Raw genomic sequence first — 17,803 nt, forward strand, 5'->3', positions numbered from 1 at the left:
TTTTTTATTTTTTTACTATTTTACTATTTTACTTTATTACTATTTTACTTTATTACTATTTTACTTTATTACTATTTGCATGCAAAAATAAAAAATGCTCTTTACAAAATTTAATTTATAGGTTTTAATATATGTAAACAAAAAGACAGTCATCTCACTTTTGAGATAACTGTCTTATCATAAACACATTTACAAGCATTAATTTCAGTTATAGAATTTAAATATAATAAAAGCATAGAAAAAAGAGCGTTGATTAAAAGTTACTGCAAATAACTTATAATCAGCTTACAAGTACCGAACTACTTGCTCACCTTTTAACGCTCTCTTAACTTTATTATTCTGTTAGAGTTAGTAACAATTAAGTTACTAACGATTCAACTAACATTATAGTGGATAACGAGAGATTTTTCAATATTTATACATAATAGTATTGAGGGTAGCAAGTCACTAGAATTCTTGCCATCCTCTTTTTTCTATCAAAAGGAGATAGAAATATGAATAATCAATTTATAAAACATTACATCCAATTTGAAGAAGACGGTCTAAATCCAACCGAAGTATCTGTTATGTCACACTTATATAATTATGGTGAATTAAGCATTAGAAATAACTGGATTAAAAATGGGATGGTCTTTGTTAAGTACCTACGTGAATCTCTAGCTAATCAAATCAACGTATCAAAAGACACCATTACACGTACTGTACAAGCATTGGAAGAAAAGGGATGGATTATTGCCCAACGTCAACGTAACGCAGCGACAGTATACTTTTTGCCTAAGTATCAAAGTGACTCTTTAGTTAGGAAAACGCAAATTGCGTCCCCGGAAAACGCAAATTGCAACCAGAACTATACTGACTTTAATCATATACATAGTAATACAGTTAATACAGGCAATGATGTACAAGCAACACCTGTTGTGGATCGTGTACAACAGTGGGCTAAAGCTACCAAACAAAAAGTTGGCTTAACTTTCACCAGTATTCAAGCTATTCAAAAGTTCTGTAAGAATAACGTGGAAAAATGTAAGCAGGTAGTCCGTATAATCTTAAACGCTAGAAACAGCGTTGCCAAAGCTAATCGTTTAGTTAAACAACCAGTAGCTCAATTTGAAAGCAATCAAAACATCATCAATGGGCTAGCACAACAGCTAGAACATATCTTTTCCTATGCCGTTAAATTACCACAAAGTAACTACGCAGGATATGTAACCAATGCTTTAAAGGCTTACTTTACAGCTGCCTTTGGATTAGAAACTAAACCAGTAGCGGTTAAACCAACTATTAAAGCCACTAAGTTCAATGATGGTAAAAAACGCATACATGAAGAGTTACCAGAGTGGGCACAAGATGGGTATGAATTTAAAGCTGATGAAAGTGTAGATATGAATAAGAAGGCAAAACTAGAATCAATAATATTAAGTTTATAAATATTAGTTAAAATACTCGTATTATTTAAATACTCTTTATGTTAAAATGTAAAATATTATAGATGCCGAGGATGCTTACAATGAAAACTACAAAAGAGATATTAAATAAATTTCATATAACCAGACAGAGTATATCTAATTGGGAAAAATATGGAAACTTAAAAACAAAACGTTCTGCAAGTAATAGATTTATATGGGATGAAGAGTCTATTACTTGGTTAGAAAAATTTATTAAATCAAAAGGTTCCAATAAAAAAAATAATGATGTGGAAAATAATTATTTTTCCATTCAAAACCGTAGATATCTGGGTTCTAAAAGTAGATTATTAGAATTCATAAACAATGTTGTTCAAAAAGAAACTAAAAATGTAAAGACAATCGCAGATATTTTTGCTGGAACAGGTGTTGTTTCAGAAATGTTTTTTAATCAAGGTAAAAACATCATTGTTAATGATATTTTGGATAGTAATTTTGTTATTTATAAAACATTTTTTGGTAGTGAAAAAGTTGACAGAAAAAAAATTCATAAAATTATTGATGAAATGAATTCAATAACTGGAAATAAAAACTATGTAAGCAAAAATTATGGTAACAGGTATTTTTCTATGGAAAATGCTAAAAAAATAGGAAGCGTGAGACAATATATAGATAATTTAAGCAATATTAATGATAGAGAAAAAGCTATACTCTTAACTTCTTTATTGTATGCTATGGATAAAGTAGCTAATACTGTTGGCCATTATGACGCCTACAGACGTGTTATGGACTCTTTACAACCTATATATTTTAGAGTACCTAAATATCCTGTCAATTTTAAAAATAGTGCACTCTTATATCATGAAGATGCCAATAATTTAGTTAGAAAAATCAAACCTGATCTAGTTTATATTGATACACCTTATAATTCTAGGCAGTATGGTGATGCATATCATCTATTAGAAAACATCGTTGACTGGAAAAAACCAGAACTATATGGTGTAGCAATGAAAGCTAAAGATAGATCTAAAACTAAAAGTAGTTATAGTACAGCTAAAGCCCCAGAAGTATTTAGTGACTTAATACAAAATATTGATTCCAGATATATATTAGTTTCATATAATAATATGGCAAAAAAAGGTTCTGGTAGATCCAATGCAAAAATAAGTAACGAGGAAATAATAGACATTTTGAGTAAAAGAGGACCTGTTAAAGTATTTTCTGAAGATTTTCAAGTTTTTAGCACAGGAAAGACTAACATAAAGGGACACAAAGAGTTACTTTACTTTGTCGAGGTGAAATAAATGATTAAGTCTTTCTTAAACTATCCTGGCGGTAAATATAAATTAATGAATCAACTACTTCCACTGTTTCCAAGTGAATATGACAATTTTATAGATATGTTTACTGGATCAGCGGTAGTCTCATTAAATCAAGAAAACAAAGATTTAAAAAAAATATATGCTTATGATGTAAATAAAGCATTAATATCTTTACTTAGGTATATAAGTGAAACCCCATTTGAAAAAATATACAATGAAGTATTGAATATAATAAATGATTATGGATTAACTACTACTTTTGAGCATAGCTACTCATTTTATGGAGTTGACTCTTCAAAAGGCTTAGGCCAAATAAATAAGAGTGGGTACATTAATTTAAGAAGCAGCTATAATGATAAAGATAGTAAATATCATTCCGATTTATTACTATATGTTTTAATAGTTTACGGCTTTAATAATCAAATTAGATTTAATCATTATGGTATGTTTAATAATCCTGTAGGTAAAAGAGATTTTAATAAGACAATGCAAAATAAATTGAAAGAATTTTGCAATAAAGTTCAAAATATTAATATAGAATTTTTTAATGATGACTTTAGAAACATTGATTTTGATATTAAAAATAGTTTTTACTATGCAGATCCACCATATCTGATTACTAATGCTGTATATAATGAACAAAATGGATGGAACATTAAGGATGAATTAGCATTACTTCAAAAACTTGATAAGATAAATGATTCTGGTAATAAATTTGCACTTAGTAATGTTTTGAAAAGTAAAGGAGTTGAGAATGAAACTCTTTTAAATTGGTCTAAAAATTATAATGTACATCATTTATCATACGATTATAAAAATTCTAGTTATCACAGAAATAATGGTAACTGTACTGATGAAGTATTAATCACTAATTACTAAACTAAAAGCACATTGAATTATTCAATGTGCTTTTCATTTTTTTTATTTTCTATATTGTTTATTATTGTTTGCTTCCAGTTATTATTAAATGTAGATTTAATTAACGGTTCATAAGAATTGTAAACAGAATCCCATATTTTATTTTCATTTATATATTCACATTCTATCCATTTTTTAAAGGTATCAATAGTTATTGGATAAATTATTACTCTTACTTTTCTATGGCGATAGCTAGTTTCTTCAATATCTGTTGCCGCTACTGATCTCCAAATATTTTCTGTATTTATATCTGTTTTAGACGTTACAAAGTAAGTTTGTACACTATTTGGTTTCTTATCAGCAGAAAGGTTAGCTGCATGCCTAAGTACAGGTTCCCATTCTCCATGCTTAATAGCATTTTTGTCCATTAATGTAGCCTCTAGTTGAACGACTTTGTTACCATAGTCAACTATTACATCTCCAGCATTAGCATCGTTTTTATTTTTTTGACCAGCTGCCTGTGTTATGGGATATCCATCCGTATCTAGTGAAAGTTGTATTGATTGTTGTAAGTTGTACTTTTTATTAGATAAATAATACCATCCAATCGCAACTATCCATTCAAATATAGTTGGTATAGTTGCATCTTTTGTTGTTTCTTTTAATATTTTATCATCTTCACGATTTACAAATAATGGTAGTAAGTTTATCAACTTTTCTTTAGGCATTATAGTCTTTAAGTTTTTAACTAATTTTTCATTTTGCTTTTCTATTTGCTCTTTTTTTATTTGTTCTGTATTTTTGTAATTATAGGCTTTAATATATTCAGCTTTAACTTTTTGGGCGCTTTCATCTGATAATCTAAATATTTGATTGATACTAATAACTCTTGTTAAATCATCTGATATAGTTTTTTCTTCTAGCTTTCCATCAAATTGTCTATCTAAAAAAATATTATCCGCAAATTTAAATTTGTTATTTATTGATTTCCATAGTTCTGGAAAAGTCAATGAAACTTTACCTTTGTTAACGTTAATTAGAGAACTAATTTTTGCTAATTTTTCGAATGACTTTTTATATTCATCTACATTTACCATACGGTTTTTTAAGGCAGCTGACTTTACATAAAAGTTATCATTTTTTCCACTAGTTATAAATTCATTATCTTTATTGTTTATAATGAATTCACTAAGTTTTTTGCCATTTCTACCTTTTAAGTTAAATATAGATTTATTAGCATTAAATCTCTTCTTTATGTGATCTTTATTTTTACCGTTAATTATTTTTAGCAAACTATCTAGGTTTTCTTGAGTTTTTGAATTTAAAAACTTTTTGTTTGCTTTGTAGAATTCATAATATGAGTTTTGAATTTCACTCGATTTTCTATTATTGAATACACTGTTGTTTAAAAATTCTTCTTTAGACAGAATTTTAGAATTTGATTCTTCTGAAAAGTATTTTATATTTCCTCTATAAAGATTACTGTTATAACTTTCTAATGCTAGTTTTCTATCCCCTGATAACATCTGATTTAGAAATTTTTCAAAGCAAATTTTTTTGTAGGGAGTTATAGAAACTAAGTTACGAAACAACAACTGTTCATCAATTTCTTTTGCTTGTAAAAGAGTGGCAATTAAGAAGTTAAAGGGAGAGTATGAACAAACAAAAGTATGTGATTTATCTTCGCCGTCTTTTGTATAAGTTATTTTATTAATTCTTAGTTTAGCTAACTGTCTTAGCATAATTAAAGAATCATTATTAATGGCTATAATTTCTTCCAGAGTAGATTTATTGACTTTACTAGTGTTTATAAGAGTATTTCCCGCACTAGTTATGTCTCTGTTAACATCTACTAAACCTAGCTTTACTAAATTGCTTGTATAATGCCTTGACTTTTGTTCAATATCTTTATCCAGATTTTTTAATATTTTATTTTCTGAATCATTATTTTTATCGATTTTACCATTAAAAAAATCCTTTAACCTATTATTGATTTTTAAATTTTTTTCAAACAAATCAAATTTATTAGTACTCCTATCTTTAAACATGGGAGTGTTAATAACTTTTTTATAAAAATTATATTGTGTTAAATTTGGATATTTTCCCCACGACCAAGTCTGATTTTTTTCTGAATGCATATCATTCAAAATCGATAAATATGTAATTAAGCTTGTATAATAAGAAGAATTTCTTCCGTTTGTATCTTCTAAATTAAAAACACTAAATTTATCTTTATTTTTAATTTCCATATCGTACACTCCTTTATAATTAAATAATATTTATGCAATCATTCTATCATGTTTGCTAATTTTTATATTTTTTGTTAAGTGTTACGTTAACTAATAATTCTGAATTCCTACTTTTTCTACTTTTAAGGAATTCAGAATGCTTTAATGTCAGCATTTATAACTATTGGACTTAAAATAAAGTTTAAAATGAGAAAAATGTTATAAATATTTAACAACATTATTACTTTGATTGATTAATGCGTTTTTGGTTTTCTTTAATTTGTTTATTTGATTGATTAATGCGTTTTTGGTTTTCTTTAATTTGTTTATTTATTTGATTAATGATTTTAACATCATATTTATTATTTTTTTCAAAGATTTTTTGTGCCTTTTTTGCATAACTTATCATAGACCATTCTTTACCATATCTTTTAGTTGATAAGTATGATTTTGTTATTAAATTCAAGTTTTTAATATTTCTACTGTATTTTAATCTTTTTAACTTTTTTAAAAATTCATTTTGCTTTGTAGGTTGGTATAGTTTTTCCAATTTATGTTCTTTATGTCTCCACACTTTTCTGCTATGTTTTGATGGATTAATTTCAGAAGTATTATTATTAATATACATATATTTACGACTGCTTATTAATGCATTAATGATTTTTTTACTTTTGTAATGAAATTTATAAATTGATTTTTCACGAATCCTTACGGTATCTCCATTAAAATTAAATCCTAGATAATCTAAATAATCAATATTTGAATTTTTAATATATTTAATTTTATTATCTTTATATGTGAAAACTTTTGTTTTATGTTTTTCTATAGTTAATTTTGTATATTTTTTACATGTATTAAAAACAGGGTCTATTACTTCTGTATAATAATCATTGATTATATATTTATTTGGAATAACGATTATAAAATCGTCAGAATATCTTCGATAAATACCATGTAGGTTATTAATCAATTTGTTAATTATTTGATCAAATTCAATCATATAAACGTTTGCTAATATAGCACTTAGAGATGTCCCTTGAGGAATTCCAATTTGATTTGGACCATGCATAAATAATCCACCATATTTAGTTAGAATAGTTATTTCTTTTCTGTTTTTTACATATGGAAAATTTGCATTATTTTTTAAGCCTATTTTTTTCATAGATTTTAGTATATCTTCAGAATATGTTGAACGATACTTAGTTAGAGATTTAATAACTGATTTCCAATCCGGTTTTAATTCATTAATATCCATAACTTTGCATATGTTTTTTATTAAAATTTTATGTCTTAAGTTATCGAAAAAGCCTTTAAAATCTCCTTTTATTATTAAACAGTCTTTAGAATCGACAATAAAGTCAAATACTTCTTTAGCAGCAGTTATATTAGAACTATGTAATTTTTTACGATATGCTGTGGGAACCATTTCTAATTTTTCATTACTATAATTAGATAGATAATTTTCATAATTTTTTGATAATAAATTCGCGTAATGTATATATATCAAAGCATCGTGATGAGCTACTAATGATATAGTACGATTTTTTATTCTCAAGTGTGCTCTAAGTTTTCCTTTTGTTCTATGATATATGATTCTCTTTTTATTAAACATAATAAATGGATAAAATCTATACTTTTCAACTTTTTTAGGGTTGAAAACAACATTTCGAATAAAAATTTCAGCAGATTTAGGGCTAGGATTGTAATCAAAATGACGATATGATTTTTCCAAAACTTTTTGAACTTTTTTATAGTTAATATCGATAGTATCACCTTTCATTTATCCTAAAAAAGCCTACGTTTAAAAACGTAGGCTTCCGGAAATCGTCCTTACTATTGATGGACCTAAGATCAAATGATAAGTAAGGCGTCTAAATGCTACCATAATTCAGCATGGCGCTCCGGACATCTAAGTGTAAGTATACTTAGTTTTAGATCAGGATTAAATATTTAATCCAAATAATTACAATATAATTAGCACGACAAATTCGTGGATAACTATAATTATCATTTCAACTATTTATCAATTCATGTTTATGAGACGTTTGAGTCTCAAATACCAACCACAAGAATTATTTGTGTTCAATAAATTAAACAAGGAGATGATTGAAATGATTTCACTTGCTTTAGAAGCAGTAAAATGTTACACAATCGTCTAATGCTTCATACTAGTATGTAAACGAGTAGTGCTGTTACACTCTTGCATTAGGTAACTTAATTATAGTGAATATATTTTATAATTACAATGGTTAAGACAAAGACATTCTAGTTACATTGATTCTCTTAATTATAAATAAACAGAGAAAAAGGACAGCAAGTGGTTTCCTGCTGTCCTTTTTGGATTGTTATAATTTGCTTTTTTTGCAAATATGTTTATTTAGTTAATGTAACTTAAAACTTATGAAACTAACTTTATATTAATCAAATCCTTAATTACATTCGCTACTAACTCTTGGCAATGAGCTTGTTCTGATTCATCGAACCAATCAATATGTTTAACAAATATGTTAAAGCGCTCCATATCAGTTAACTGTTCTATGGCAGTTTGATCCATATTATAGTCAAGCCTGCCCTGCTTAATGTAACGATTCATTAAATCTTCCCTATTCATCAAAATTGCATCCTTAGGGTCATTCACCATCGTTGCAATCAGATACCACTTAATTTCATGAAAGCTCTCAAGCAATTCATATTTAAGCTCTAATTCATATTGATTAGTTTCGTCTATATTCTTAAAATTTTCACACATGAGGTTGTACTTCTTAGTATCCATTCGCTTACCACCTAAATAATAATTGTTATCTATTTTTGTAATATTAATACATACGAAATAAAAACGATTTTATATTAAGACAAATAATTAGAAGATAATTAGTGTTACAGCGTAAACACAAATATTGATCATATCCGATTAAAGCTTTGATTTAGTAAAAGTTCCCATATATGTCCACTTATAGAATGGTTTGTAGTTTCCTTTCATCCATTCTTTTAAGTGTTTTTTGCCATTTTTTTGAATTATATATTGCCAATTTAAGTTTGATTTAACGTATTTAGTACCCTTAACTATATATTTATTGGCAGATGTCTTTTTGTAAACAGGATTGTATTATGTGAGATTATATTAATCTTTCATGTAGATAAAACCGTGATAATGTTTTTCACCCATTTTTTTAGCTAATTGTCTACTTTTATAATAATGAGCCGAAACCCAATTTCCTGCTCCTCCAGCCAATGTTAAAACCCTATGACCTTTAAGTTTACTAATATTGTAATTATCTCCATCGCCTGCATCCTGTTGCCAACCCATAAAGTTAAACCATTTACGGCCTTGAAATTTAAATACATCACAATATGTCCAGTATATAGTTTTGTTGAAATAACGTTTTTCTTTTTTAGTAGCTTTAGGCAGTGCACCAGCTCCAATATTATGTTTTACATAGGGATGAAAATGCAGCTTTTTGGCATTTGCTTTTAATTTGTATATTTTTTTCTTACCATATCCAAAGTTTGTATATGTATACCAAGTTCCACGTATAGATTTTGGAAACTTCTTTAAATAATGATTACTCCAAGCTCCAGCATTTGCTTGTTTATTATTAATGTTCAAAAACAAAAATAAAGATAATAAAAATAATAGCATTGATATAGATAATGATTTTTTCATTTTACAATCTCCTTAACATTATAGTTATACTAATATAATTATAATATTAAAACTTTTGAACAAAAATTGGAATAGTAATAATAAATTCTCCCCATCTGCCCCCCAATCTGTTAATTTATATATAACTAATCGGATTATCTAGGGCAATGGGCTAAGGAGTTGCCAATATTATAGCCGTGGGTACATGATTAAGATAGTAATAACAAGGAACTACCAAATATTTAACTACCAGCACAACAAAGTGTGCTGGGTTAGAAATATTTGGTAGTCCCTTTATTTATATAGATACAAGTTCATTCATGTACCCACGGCTATAATATTCATGGCGTATTAGCCCATTGCCCACATCTATTATATAGATGAATAATTAACAGATTGGGGGGCAGATGGGGAGAGAAGATTGTCCCACATTTTACGAAACATGGGACAATCAATATTATATTGACCTATCAACGTTTATAGCGTTAAGCATTAATCTAGTGTCCCATTTAACTAAATCATCCCTGGGACATTCTAAAGGCATACACAGCAACACTTCACATAACATTGTCCCACTTGTCCCACTCATTTCTAACTTCTTTTATATATTAATATACATATTTCATCTTATTGCGTGTATGGAGTTATATTTATATGGGACAAGTGGGACATATATTAAAGATAACCAGTCATAGCAGGCATTTAAGACGTCCTACTTATCAAAATAAGCTTGGGACATTATTCTAATCATCAAGTATTACAATTGCTAATAGGTTAGGCTTTTTAGCTAATGTCCCATATTTTAAGCAAGTGGGACATGGATATTCTTGAAAGTAAGTTTTTTTAACAGTTTTTATATGTTATCATATTTAAGTTAAATTAAATTAGGAGGATTCTTATGAAAAGAATTTTAGGATTAATGGCATTAATATCAATTATGTGTTTATTTTTAACTGGATGCAAAAAAAGCTTAGATGGACATTATGAAGCTACTAATAAAAATTTTAGTTATTTAAATGATTCTGTAGATCTAAATAAAGATGGAACAATTAAGTACGTACATAAAAGTACAGACAAAAAAGTAAGTGGAATTTACGAGACCTTTGAAGGTACTTGGGAGCAAGATGGAGATACTCCATATATCAAGATAAATGTACAAGAAGGAAATTACGATGAGTATAAAGCAGGGAAACAACTAACTGCCAAAGTTTCCGATGGAAAATTTATAGCTAATCACCAATCTGGATGGGATGATACGTTTAGTCTTCCTAAAAAATAACTATTGCAAAAAAACAGTTCATTAAATGAACTGTTTTTTATCTATAGATACATTGAATCGCCATTCCATGACAACTCAAATCAACATTACTAAGTAACCTAATTGGCATATCATTAACTTTGCTGAACAAGTCATTATAGTCATCAGCTGAAATACGTACTTTTCCTTTAGTATATTCTTCCAATATAGTTTGAATTTGACGAACAAACTTACTGCGTGATGTAGCTGCGTAACCATTCTCACTACAATAACGGGTATAGGCAATGTACACCGCTTTAGTGCTAATCCGTTTTACATCCCACCTAATAAACTCTTCATCCACGAACTCCTTAATTGGATCGTTCTCTTTTTCAAACTCCTGTAATGCTTGATGCGAAACATTAGGCGTTATGAATTTATCAAAGTCTGAATACGCATTTAACGCCTTAAACAATACATACTCTAATACGTCCGTACGTTTCAAATACACATCTTTAATCTTCCAGTCATCCGTATCGCCTTGATAATGTTGACGAAACGGCACGATTAACATTCTTCGATACGTTCCACCCTTATTGCTAAAGTGCGGTAAGCCGTTGAATGATTGAATTACGGTGGGAGTTAGTTGGGTAGTAAAGCTATCTTTTCCCTTGTATTCAATATTGACCACATCCCCAGTAATCACACTATTAAAGTTACTACTATCACGAATATAACCATTAGGGTTATCATCCCCAATACAGACTGACTTACCCATCAGCCTAGACATCGCAAAACGTTCACCAAACTCATTCACTTTCAACGTTGCAACATTATTTTGACCTACTAGGTTAGCAATCAAGCTCTGAAACGTCCCCTTACCACTATTACCGTGTTCGGAATTCAATAGAATAGCTTTACGGCGTGTATAGTTACCGTTCAACGCATCGGCCAATACTTGCCAAAATAATATATAGACTTGGTCGTCAACGTTGCCGGCTTCATCCTTAGCTAAATTCATTAACCAAGTATCCACGTTCCAACCGTCAATCTCTGGAATGTTAGCGGTATCATTGTATTTAGCGTTATATTGCGTGCTGACCTTACTAGAAAAGACATGTTCCGGTGTATATGGTTCTAACTGCTTAGTCTTTAGGTTAAAAATACCGTTCCCCACAGGAATTAAATCCTTAGTGTGTTCTGGTTGCCTAACTTCCGTAATTAGCAGTTCAATTTTAGTTAAGACTTCCCCAATCCCCTTACTACTGTAGTTCATGTACATGGCATTGATTAGCTGCTTAATATAATCGTAATTACGTGTGTATAGTCCAAACCATGGACTACTTTCATCACTAACGTATACGGCTACTCGCTCGCCTTCTTCCATGGAAAAGCGTGTAAAGTGAAAATGTTTCATCATCACACGTGCGCCAGCTAAATAACTTAACTTACCATCCCTGCTCTGTTGAACTAATCGCTTAGCATCCTTACGAGCTTGTTGCATATCGCTAAAGTTTTCCGTTTGAATCACGTGATGTGGCTTATTGGCAATACCTTTAAAGATGGCTTTTAATTCATTCACCTTTAGGGATGGATGGACATAGTTAGTATTAATATGATTGAACCATTTCCAGACCATTTGATTATCCGCACCTGTAAAGAATAACTTACCTAAAATCTGAACCATTTGATTGTTTCGGCTACCCTGGTTAATACCATGAATATACATATCGGTTAGCTTTAGTAACCAGTTGTGTGCCTTAGCGTTCACGTTAGTAGTTTCGGTGTTGTTAGGTTGGTAGTTACTAGGTTGTTGCTTAGCTACAATCGCCATTTTAACACACCGCTTTAGCCATGTTGGCATGGGTGTTAACGGTGTATTGATCAACGTGTGTTCATCCGCCGTTTGTCGATAGTCGGTACTAGGATAAATAATTGTGGAAGTCGTTTTAACTTCAATGGCACCGTGTTTATCCAAACTTAATTGATTAGGGATGTCGATATCCATATCATTCACATAAAAATAATGTAGGCCATGACTTGGTGTAATTTCGGCCACGGATGGTTCCATGTTGTAACCGCCCATTTCTTCATCGCTAACCCACTTACTGCCATATAAATTATTGTCATGATTATCAATATCAATCACGATTAAATTACTTTGACTAGGGTTAATCGCTACATCACAACATACATTGCCATCCAGTTGCGGTTTAAACCACTCCGTTAGCTGTTCAATGTCATTCGTGGCTTGGTTCAACATATCCTTAATGGCTGGACGTTTCGTGCCTTTAATTAATGGATACATACAGATACCATTACTGGATAGTGCTTGAATATATTCCCAGGTGGTCATATTCATTCCCCTTTATTTAATTGTATTTTTTGATATAATAAAGGGTATAAAAGCCTTATTCCTAAAGACTTAATCAGACCGTTACTCGCCAAAGTAAAACGGTCTTTTTTTATACCCTAATTGATACATTTTAAAGCTCCTACGAACGTTCTAAATTGATATTGTCACTCATGTATTGATCAAGCGCTAACTTATCGATTCGTTTAATATTACCAACTTGAATGACTGGTAAACCACTATCAATCATCTTGTTAAGCGTGATGTAACTGTTAATATCTAAATACTTCATTGCTTCCTTATATTTTAAATAACGTGCATTATTGTTCATGTGAAACCTCCAAAATTTATCAAGACAATTTGTCTTGTTGACGAGATAACATATTATATAAATAAAATCTCTTTGTCAAGACATTTTGTATTGAAATGTATCATTTTTTGTTATACTCTATTAAACGAGGTGGTAAATATTGCAAACTAGATTACGCGAAGTCCGTACAGCTAAAGGTATTTCGCTCGCTAAACTATCTGATGAGTTAAAAGAAAAAGAAAACCTTAGTATTTCAGCTGATGCATTAGCTAAATATGAACGTGACGTGCGCGAACCTAAGCTAGAAACATGGCATAAATTGGCCCACTACTTTCAAGTTAACATCACTTACCTACAGGGCTTTAGTAATGTTCGTCAACCTGAAGAGATTAATTTAAATGATATCTCTACTCGCGAACTGCATAACATTTCACAGGAGCAATACTATCGAAAGTGCCAAGTATTAAGAAAACTATTTTTATCTAAAAATAATACTGATATCTCTAGGGATGAATTCAAAAAGGTAGAATCAAACTTCAACACTATAGAGCAATTTATCTTAAATGACTGTGGTTCAGATGTGAACCTAATCGATGATATCTTTGACGTGTTAAACGGCGCGTTTATTGCCTTTGTGGAAGGTCGTATGGGTAATGAACATGCTGAAAAAACGGCGGATAAATTATTGAACAATGCATATGATGTATTTACAGAAGATGGAAAACATATAAAAAAATAATTTTAATAGGAAAAGGCTCAAAATTCAGTGAGCCTTTTTATTGTTATATATTAATTACATTCTTAAATTTCATAACCATAACAAATAGCATATTGTAATATAAATCAAACTCGAGTATATTATTTATATAACTTATTGGAGGATCAACATGAAGATAAAAAGATACATATTACTATTAGCAATGCCATTGTTATTCATACTATTAACCGGAGTTAAGGCTGATGCACACGTTAAGTACACGACGACTCCAAAATCATTAAGAGGGACATGGGGTGAAAAAGGTGGCCAAGTGTTACGTATTAAAAAATATTCCTTCCATGTAATATATAAAAAAGGAATAGAAACTAATTCTGTATATCTGTCTGGGAAAAAAATAAGTAATGGTGCTACTGAACTGGGAGTGCAAAGCCCCAAGTAAAAATACAGCGTTTACAAAAGAGGCTATTGGGATATTGGATATAACGGTTCTTGTTTTGCATTCTATCTAAAAAGAGTAAAACATAATGGACGTACAGCCTTAAAGTCATTCACTCCACAAATGGGACCAAAAACAAAAGTTCACATAGATTATTACTATAAAAAATAAATTCTAACGTAAGGAAAGATTACAATGAAAAACAAATATATAAATTCTTTTTTATTAATATTAAGTGTTATACTTACGCTTACAATAGCCAACCAAAAGATTGAAGCAAATGGTATTAAGGGTGACAGGCCTAGTATTAAATACACGGTAAAAATCATTAATAAAAGCAAGTTCATGGGAGCTTATAACTATAGACACCTAATAGTAAGAAAGAATAAGGTAATAGCTGTAGTAGGTAAAAACGATGAAAAGAGAGATACTGCCTTTACTAAAAAAATAAAAAAAGGTTGGCAAATACTTTGGGTTGCAGGTGCTGGTGGAGCTAGATATAAATTCGTAGTAACTAAATTAGATAAAAATCATGTTAAAGCGTTTTTCAAAGGATGGGAATCTCTTCACCCTAAAGATGCAGATAAAAAGACCTATATTTACAAAGTTCACTAAAATATAAATTAAATTCAGAATTTAAAAAGCCATCTAAATTATATAGGTGGCTTTTTATTATACGATTTATTTATCATATATATTAATAGATGTATAATTATATAGTAATATATTATATCTAAGGAGTATTTTATGCGCAGTAATTATAAAAAAATTGTATTTTACACTATATCTATGTTTTCTATTTTTATTTTTTTGTCTAATTATAGCTACAATGTACACGCTAGTAACTGGAGAACTGGTGTTCCAAAACAATTAGAAAATAAATCTTATTGGAGTATGAGGGGATTAACTAAAAATAAAATTACAAACTTTTTGAATCATCCTAAAAAGTTAGGTAATCGCTTACTTATATTTTTAAAGTTTGATAAGCAAAACATTAGTTATGGATTTCCTCAAGCTGGTGATACTGGAGAAAGGGTTATAGCTAACAAAAAAGTTGATGGTGGTTTTATTCTTAAGTGTAAAGGATATTCTATGGGAACTAATCATCAACTTTACGAAATTATGAAAATCAAAATAAAAAAGGGGAATATTGTTAGATTTACTCAATTTTATAAAAAAGGTGTTCTATGTAATTACAGTAAAGGAACAATTAAGCATTTAAATTCAACATTATACAAAAATTTTTACCCTGGACCTAATCGTTATTAATTAGCCTATTTTAAAATAAGTCATTAAGGAGATCATAATGAAAAAGAGATTATTATATTTATCATTAATATTTACAGTAGCTTTATGTATTTTGCCATTATCTATAAATGCGTCATCACTACATAAGGGAACACCTAAGATACTTCGTGGATACTGGATAGCAAAGCAGAAATACGGTCCTTTAAATCAATTTAAATTAGTATATGGACACACACAGATATCCAATAAAAATATATCTGTAGGGTTTATTTGCTCACATAAAAACCATACTTTCCCATCAACATTTTCTGCAGGTGGGATGGACCCAGTCAGCTATAAAAAAATAAACAGTCATTTATATAAAATAAATGGAAAAAACTATAAAACAACTCAAGCTGGTAAATGGGGATATATAAGTATTAAAAATAACAAAATCTCAGTTAATCTTGATAAAGGAATAAAGCTATATAATTTACGTAGAGTAAGTAAATCCACGTATAATAACTATTGGGACAAAAAGTAAATACTGTGAGAATATCAACATTCAAAGATTCCATAATTATTTATTAATATCTTATACATGACAATTTAATGAAAAAAGTTCCCTTTAACGTATTTATTTTTAGATACGTTAAAGGGAACTTTTTATATTAACTCTATAAAACTATTTAGTTTTAGTTCTGATTTCATAAGCTCTCAAATACATATTAAACATAGTTCTTTGTTCCGCAGTTAAATCTTTTTCTGCTTTTTCTAGTATGTCAGCTATAAAGTCATCTTGACTAACATACCCTAATGTATTTTGGAAAGCGTTGATTTTACCAACACTCTGCTTTTGAATTCTTAAACTACTATACTGTTTATTTTTACGTGGTCTACCTAGCTTATTTGTTTTCTTTGTTTTAACTTTATTATTATCAGCTTCACTATATGTGTGTTCTGGAGCTGATATTTTAGTTTCTTTTATTCCAGATGGCTTTCTATTTCTGTCTTTATTTAGTTTCATTGCCATTGTCTGCACCGCCTGTTCTTTCAATGATTTCATCAGTTAAAACTCTGTATAATTGATGTAATCTTATATCATGGAAATCCCATTGCTTTGTCATCCCTTTTTCTTGTATACCTGCACGATCATAACCTTGCAGTCTTTCTCTATGTGGGATGATATTTGTAAACACAGCTTCTTTACCAAAAACTTTTTTAGCATCAGAAATTATTTGAGCATCAATTCTTGCCTTATTTTTCATTAGCACCGGCAAAGCCCCTGCAACATCAAAATCAATACTTGTATGATTATCGTAAAAGTCTTGCAAATATTCAAAAAATGCAATTGCTCCATCTAGTGAACGTTGTTGGGTTTGCATAACAATAATGATGTAGTCGGAATCAAATAATGCTGTATCTGTAAATATACTTAATGTGGGTGGAACATCATAGATAATGTAATCAAATTTTTCTTCAAACTTATGAACTAATTCACCAAAATAAGCCATTCTTTTTTCTTTATAATTATCTTCATTAGGCATAAATTTTTGTTCTAAAAAGTCTGGATAATATTTAAAATCTTTAAATGAAGGTAATAAATACAAGTTATCCATTACTGGTTTTACTTGTTGCTCAATATCCCCTTCTTTAATTGCTACCATCATTGTTTTTTCAACTGTCATATCTTTACCATTTTGCAAAGCATAAGTTTTTCTCAACAATTGAGTGGAATTAGCTTGTGGATCTAAATCACACACCAAAGTTTTATATCCTTTTTTAGCTAATTCATAGGCAGTCATAACAGAGTTAGTAGTTTTTCCTACTCCACCTTTGAAGTTACCAAATAAAATTTTTTTAACCAATTTACAACCTCCTAAAAAACTTACTATTTTACTATTTTACTATTTTACTTTATTACTATTTTACTTTTTGCATGCAAAATATTCAATACAATTATTGAAATATAGGTTTTTATAGGACGTTTTTTTTTTATTTTTTTACTATTTTACTATTTTACTTTATTACTATTTTACTTTATTACTATTTTACTTTATTACTATTT

At 29.3% G+C, this 17,803-nt stretch carries 17 protein-coding genes; 9 read left to right on the plus strand and 8 right to left on the minus strand.

Annotation, left to right across the window (positions count from 1 at the left end):
• Window positions 1–494: 494 nt before the first annotated feature.
• The 3 genes from K5Q11_RS06855 to K5Q11_RS07525 all read left to right on the plus strand — a co-directional run bounded on the left by K5Q11_RS06855 (window position 495) and on the right by K5Q11_RS07525 (window position 3,604).
• Window positions 495–1,427, plus strand: a complete 933-nt coding sequence (locus K5Q11_RS06855; protein ID WP_220752251.1) for a MarR family winged helix-turn-helix transcriptional regulator — start codon at window positions 495–497, stop codon at window positions 1,425–1,427.
• An 80-nt stretch (window positions 1,428–1,507) separates the two neighbouring features.
• Window positions 1,508–2,707: a DNA adenine methylase gene (locus K5Q11_RS07520; RefSeq protein ID WP_248701944.1), complete on the plus strand. Its 1,200-nt coding sequence runs from the start codon at window positions 1,508–1,510 to the stop codon at window positions 2,705–2,707.
• A complete protein-coding gene (locus tag K5Q11_RS07525; protein WP_248701943.1) occupies window positions 2,708–3,604 on the plus strand; it encodes a Dam family site-specific DNA-(adenine-N6)-methyltransferase in 897 nt (298 codons plus the stop codon). It begins immediately after the preceding gene.
• Window positions 3,605–3,621: 17 nt separating this feature from the next.
• Here the strand turns inward: K5Q11_RS07525 and K5Q11_RS06865 are convergent, their stop codons facing one another.
• The 4 genes from K5Q11_RS06865 to K5Q11_RS06880 all read right to left on the minus strand — a co-directional run bounded on the left by K5Q11_RS06865 (window position 3,622) and on the right by K5Q11_RS06880 (window position 9,475).
• Window positions 3,622–5,832: an AlwI family type II restriction endonuclease gene (locus K5Q11_RS06865; protein WP_220752253.1), complete on the minus strand. Its 2,211-nt coding sequence runs from the start codon at window positions 5,830–5,832 to the stop codon at window positions 3,622–3,624.
• Between the two features lie 220 nt (window positions 5,833–6,052).
• Window positions 6,053–7,591 (minus strand): reverse transcriptase domain-containing protein, encoded by a 1,539-nt coding sequence (locus K5Q11_RS06870; protein ID WP_220752255.1) that lies wholly within the window; start codon window positions 7,589–7,591, stop codon window positions 6,053–6,055.
• A gap of 618 nt (window positions 7,592–8,209) precedes the next feature.
• Window positions 8,210–8,584: a hypothetical protein gene (locus K5Q11_RS06875; RefSeq protein WP_220752257.1), complete on the minus strand. Its 375-nt coding sequence runs from the start codon at window positions 8,582–8,584 to the stop codon at window positions 8,210–8,212.
• 348 nt (window positions 8,585–8,932) lie between these two features.
• Window positions 8,933–9,475, minus strand: a complete 543-nt coding sequence (locus tag K5Q11_RS06880; protein ID WP_220752259.1) for a hypothetical protein — start codon at window positions 9,473–9,475, stop codon at window positions 8,933–8,935.
• 877 nt (window positions 9,476–10,352) lie between these two features.
• On the opposite strand from K5Q11_RS06880, the gene K5Q11_RS06885 reads away from it, so the two are divergent.
• Window positions 10,353–10,733 (plus strand): hypothetical protein, encoded by a 381-nt coding sequence (locus K5Q11_RS06885; RefSeq protein WP_220752261.1) that lies wholly within the window; start codon window positions 10,353–10,355, stop codon window positions 10,731–10,733.
• A gap of 37 nt (window positions 10,734–10,770) precedes the next feature.
• Here the strand turns inward: K5Q11_RS06885 and K5Q11_RS06890 are convergent, their stop codons facing one another.
• Together K5Q11_RS06890 and K5Q11_RS06895 are read right to left on the minus strand one after the other, a co-directional pair.
• A complete protein-coding gene (locus tag K5Q11_RS06890) occupies window positions 10,771–13,047 on the minus strand; it encodes a phage/plasmid primase, P4 family (RefSeq protein ID WP_220752263.1) in 2,277 nt (758 codons plus the stop codon).
• 139 nt (window positions 13,048–13,186) lie between these two features.
• Window positions 13,187–13,375 carry a MerR family transcriptional regulator gene (locus tag K5Q11_RS06895; RefSeq protein WP_220752265.1) on the minus strand — a complete coding sequence of 63 codons (189 nt, stop codon included), beginning with the start codon at window positions 13,373–13,375 and terminating at the stop codon, window positions 13,187–13,189.
• Between the two features lie 139 nt (window positions 13,376–13,514).
• Here K5Q11_RS06895 and K5Q11_RS06900 point away from each other — a divergent pair, with 139 nt between their 5' ends.
• From K5Q11_RS06900 to K5Q11_RS06920, 5 genes are all read left to right on the plus strand, one after another.
• Window positions 13,515–14,093 (plus strand): helix-turn-helix domain-containing protein, encoded by a 579-nt coding sequence (locus K5Q11_RS06900; protein ID WP_220752267.1) that lies wholly within the window; start codon window positions 13,515–13,517, stop codon window positions 14,091–14,093.
• A gap of 148 nt (window positions 14,094–14,241) precedes the next feature.
• On the plus strand, window positions 14,242–14,511 hold the full coding sequence (locus tag K5Q11_RS06905) for a hypothetical protein (protein WP_220752269.1): 270 nt from the start codon (window positions 14,242–14,244) through the stop codon (window positions 14,509–14,511).
• A 192-nt stretch (window positions 14,512–14,703) separates the two neighbouring features.
• Window positions 14,704–15,123 carry a hypothetical protein gene (locus K5Q11_RS06910; protein WP_220752271.1) on the plus strand — a complete coding sequence of 140 codons (420 nt, stop codon included), beginning with the start codon at window positions 14,704–14,706 and terminating at the stop codon, window positions 15,121–15,123.
• Between the two features lie 132 nt (window positions 15,124–15,255).
• Window positions 15,256–15,777 carry a hypothetical protein gene (locus K5Q11_RS06915; RefSeq protein ID WP_220752273.1) on the plus strand — a complete coding sequence of 174 codons (522 nt, stop codon included), beginning with the start codon at window positions 15,256–15,258 and terminating at the stop codon, window positions 15,775–15,777.
• A gap of 37 nt (window positions 15,778–15,814) precedes the next feature.
• The gene (locus tag K5Q11_RS06920; RefSeq protein ID WP_220752276.1) at window positions 15,815–16,279 is read left to right on the plus strand and encodes a hypothetical protein; all 465 of its coding nucleotides are present in this window, start codon (window positions 15,815–15,817) and stop codon (window positions 16,277–16,279) included.
• 141 nt (window positions 16,280–16,420) lie between these two features.
• Here the strand turns inward: K5Q11_RS06920 and K5Q11_RS06925 are convergent, their stop codons facing one another.
• The gene (locus K5Q11_RS06925; protein WP_220752278.1) at window positions 16,421–16,768 is read right to left on the minus strand and encodes a DUF5388 domain-containing protein; all 348 of its coding nucleotides are present in this window, start codon (window positions 16,766–16,768) and stop codon (window positions 16,421–16,423) included.
• Window positions 16,749–17,603, minus strand: a complete 855-nt coding sequence (locus tag K5Q11_RS06930; RefSeq protein WP_220728500.1) for a ParA family protein — start codon at window positions 17,601–17,603, stop codon at window positions 16,749–16,751. The genes K5Q11_RS06925 and K5Q11_RS06930 overlap by 20 nt, the downstream gene beginning before the upstream one ends.
• Window positions 17,604–17,803: the final 200 nt, after the last annotated feature.

Source organism: Apilactobacillus xinyiensis (assembly GCF_019656235.1).
Taxonomy (GTDB): domain Bacteria; phylum Bacillota; class Bacilli; order Lactobacillales; family Lactobacillaceae; genus Apilactobacillus; species Apilactobacillus xinyiensis.

Coding starts and splice junctions, on each gene's coding strand:
- K5Q11_RS06855 (WP_220752251.1), top strand. CDS start 495: ATGAATAATCAATTTATAAAACATTACATCCAATTTGAAGAAGACGGT.
- K5Q11_RS07520 (WP_248701944.1), top strand. CDS start 1,508: ATGAAAACTACAAAAGAGATATTAAATAAATTTCATATAACCAGACAG.
- K5Q11_RS07525 (WP_248701943.1), top strand. CDS start 2,708: ATGATTAAGTCTTTCTTAAACTATCCTGGCGGTAAATATAAATTAATG.
- K5Q11_RS06865 (WP_220752253.1), bottom strand. CDS start 5,832: ATGGAAATTAAAAATAAAGATAAATTTAGTGTTTTTAATTTAGAAGAT.
- K5Q11_RS06870 (WP_220752255.1), bottom strand. CDS start 7,591: ATGAAAGGTGATACTATCGATATTAACTATAAAAAAGTTCAAAAAGTT.
- K5Q11_RS06875 (WP_220752257.1), bottom strand. CDS start 8,584: ATGGATACTAAGAAGTACAACCTCATGTGTGAAAATTTTAAGAATATA.
- K5Q11_RS06880 (WP_220752259.1), bottom strand. CDS start 9,475: ATGAAAAAATCATTATCTATATCAATGCTATTATTTTTATTATCTTTA.
- K5Q11_RS06885 (WP_220752261.1), top strand. CDS start 10,353: ATGAAAAGAATTTTAGGATTAATGGCATTAATATCAATTATGTGTTTA.
- K5Q11_RS06890 (WP_220752263.1), bottom strand. CDS start 13,047: ATGACCACCTGGGAATATATTCAAGCACTATCCAGTAATGGTATCTGT.
- K5Q11_RS06895 (WP_220752265.1), bottom strand. CDS start 13,375: ATGAACAATAATGCACGTTATTTAAAATATAAGGAAGCAATGAAGTAT.
- K5Q11_RS06905 (WP_220752269.1), top strand. CDS start 14,242: ATGAAGATAAAAAGATACATATTACTATTAGCAATGCCATTGTTATTC.
- K5Q11_RS06910 (WP_220752271.1), top strand. CDS start 14,704: ATGAAAAACAAATATATAAATTCTTTTTTATTAATATTAAGTGTTATA.
- K5Q11_RS06915 (WP_220752273.1), top strand. CDS start 15,256: ATGCGCAGTAATTATAAAAAAATTGTATTTTACACTATATCTATGTTT.
- K5Q11_RS06920 (WP_220752276.1), top strand. CDS start 15,815: ATGAAAAAGAGATTATTATATTTATCATTAATATTTACAGTAGCTTTA.
- K5Q11_RS06925 (WP_220752278.1), bottom strand. CDS start 16,768: ATGGCAATGAAACTAAATAAAGACAGAAATAGAAAGCCATCTGGAATA.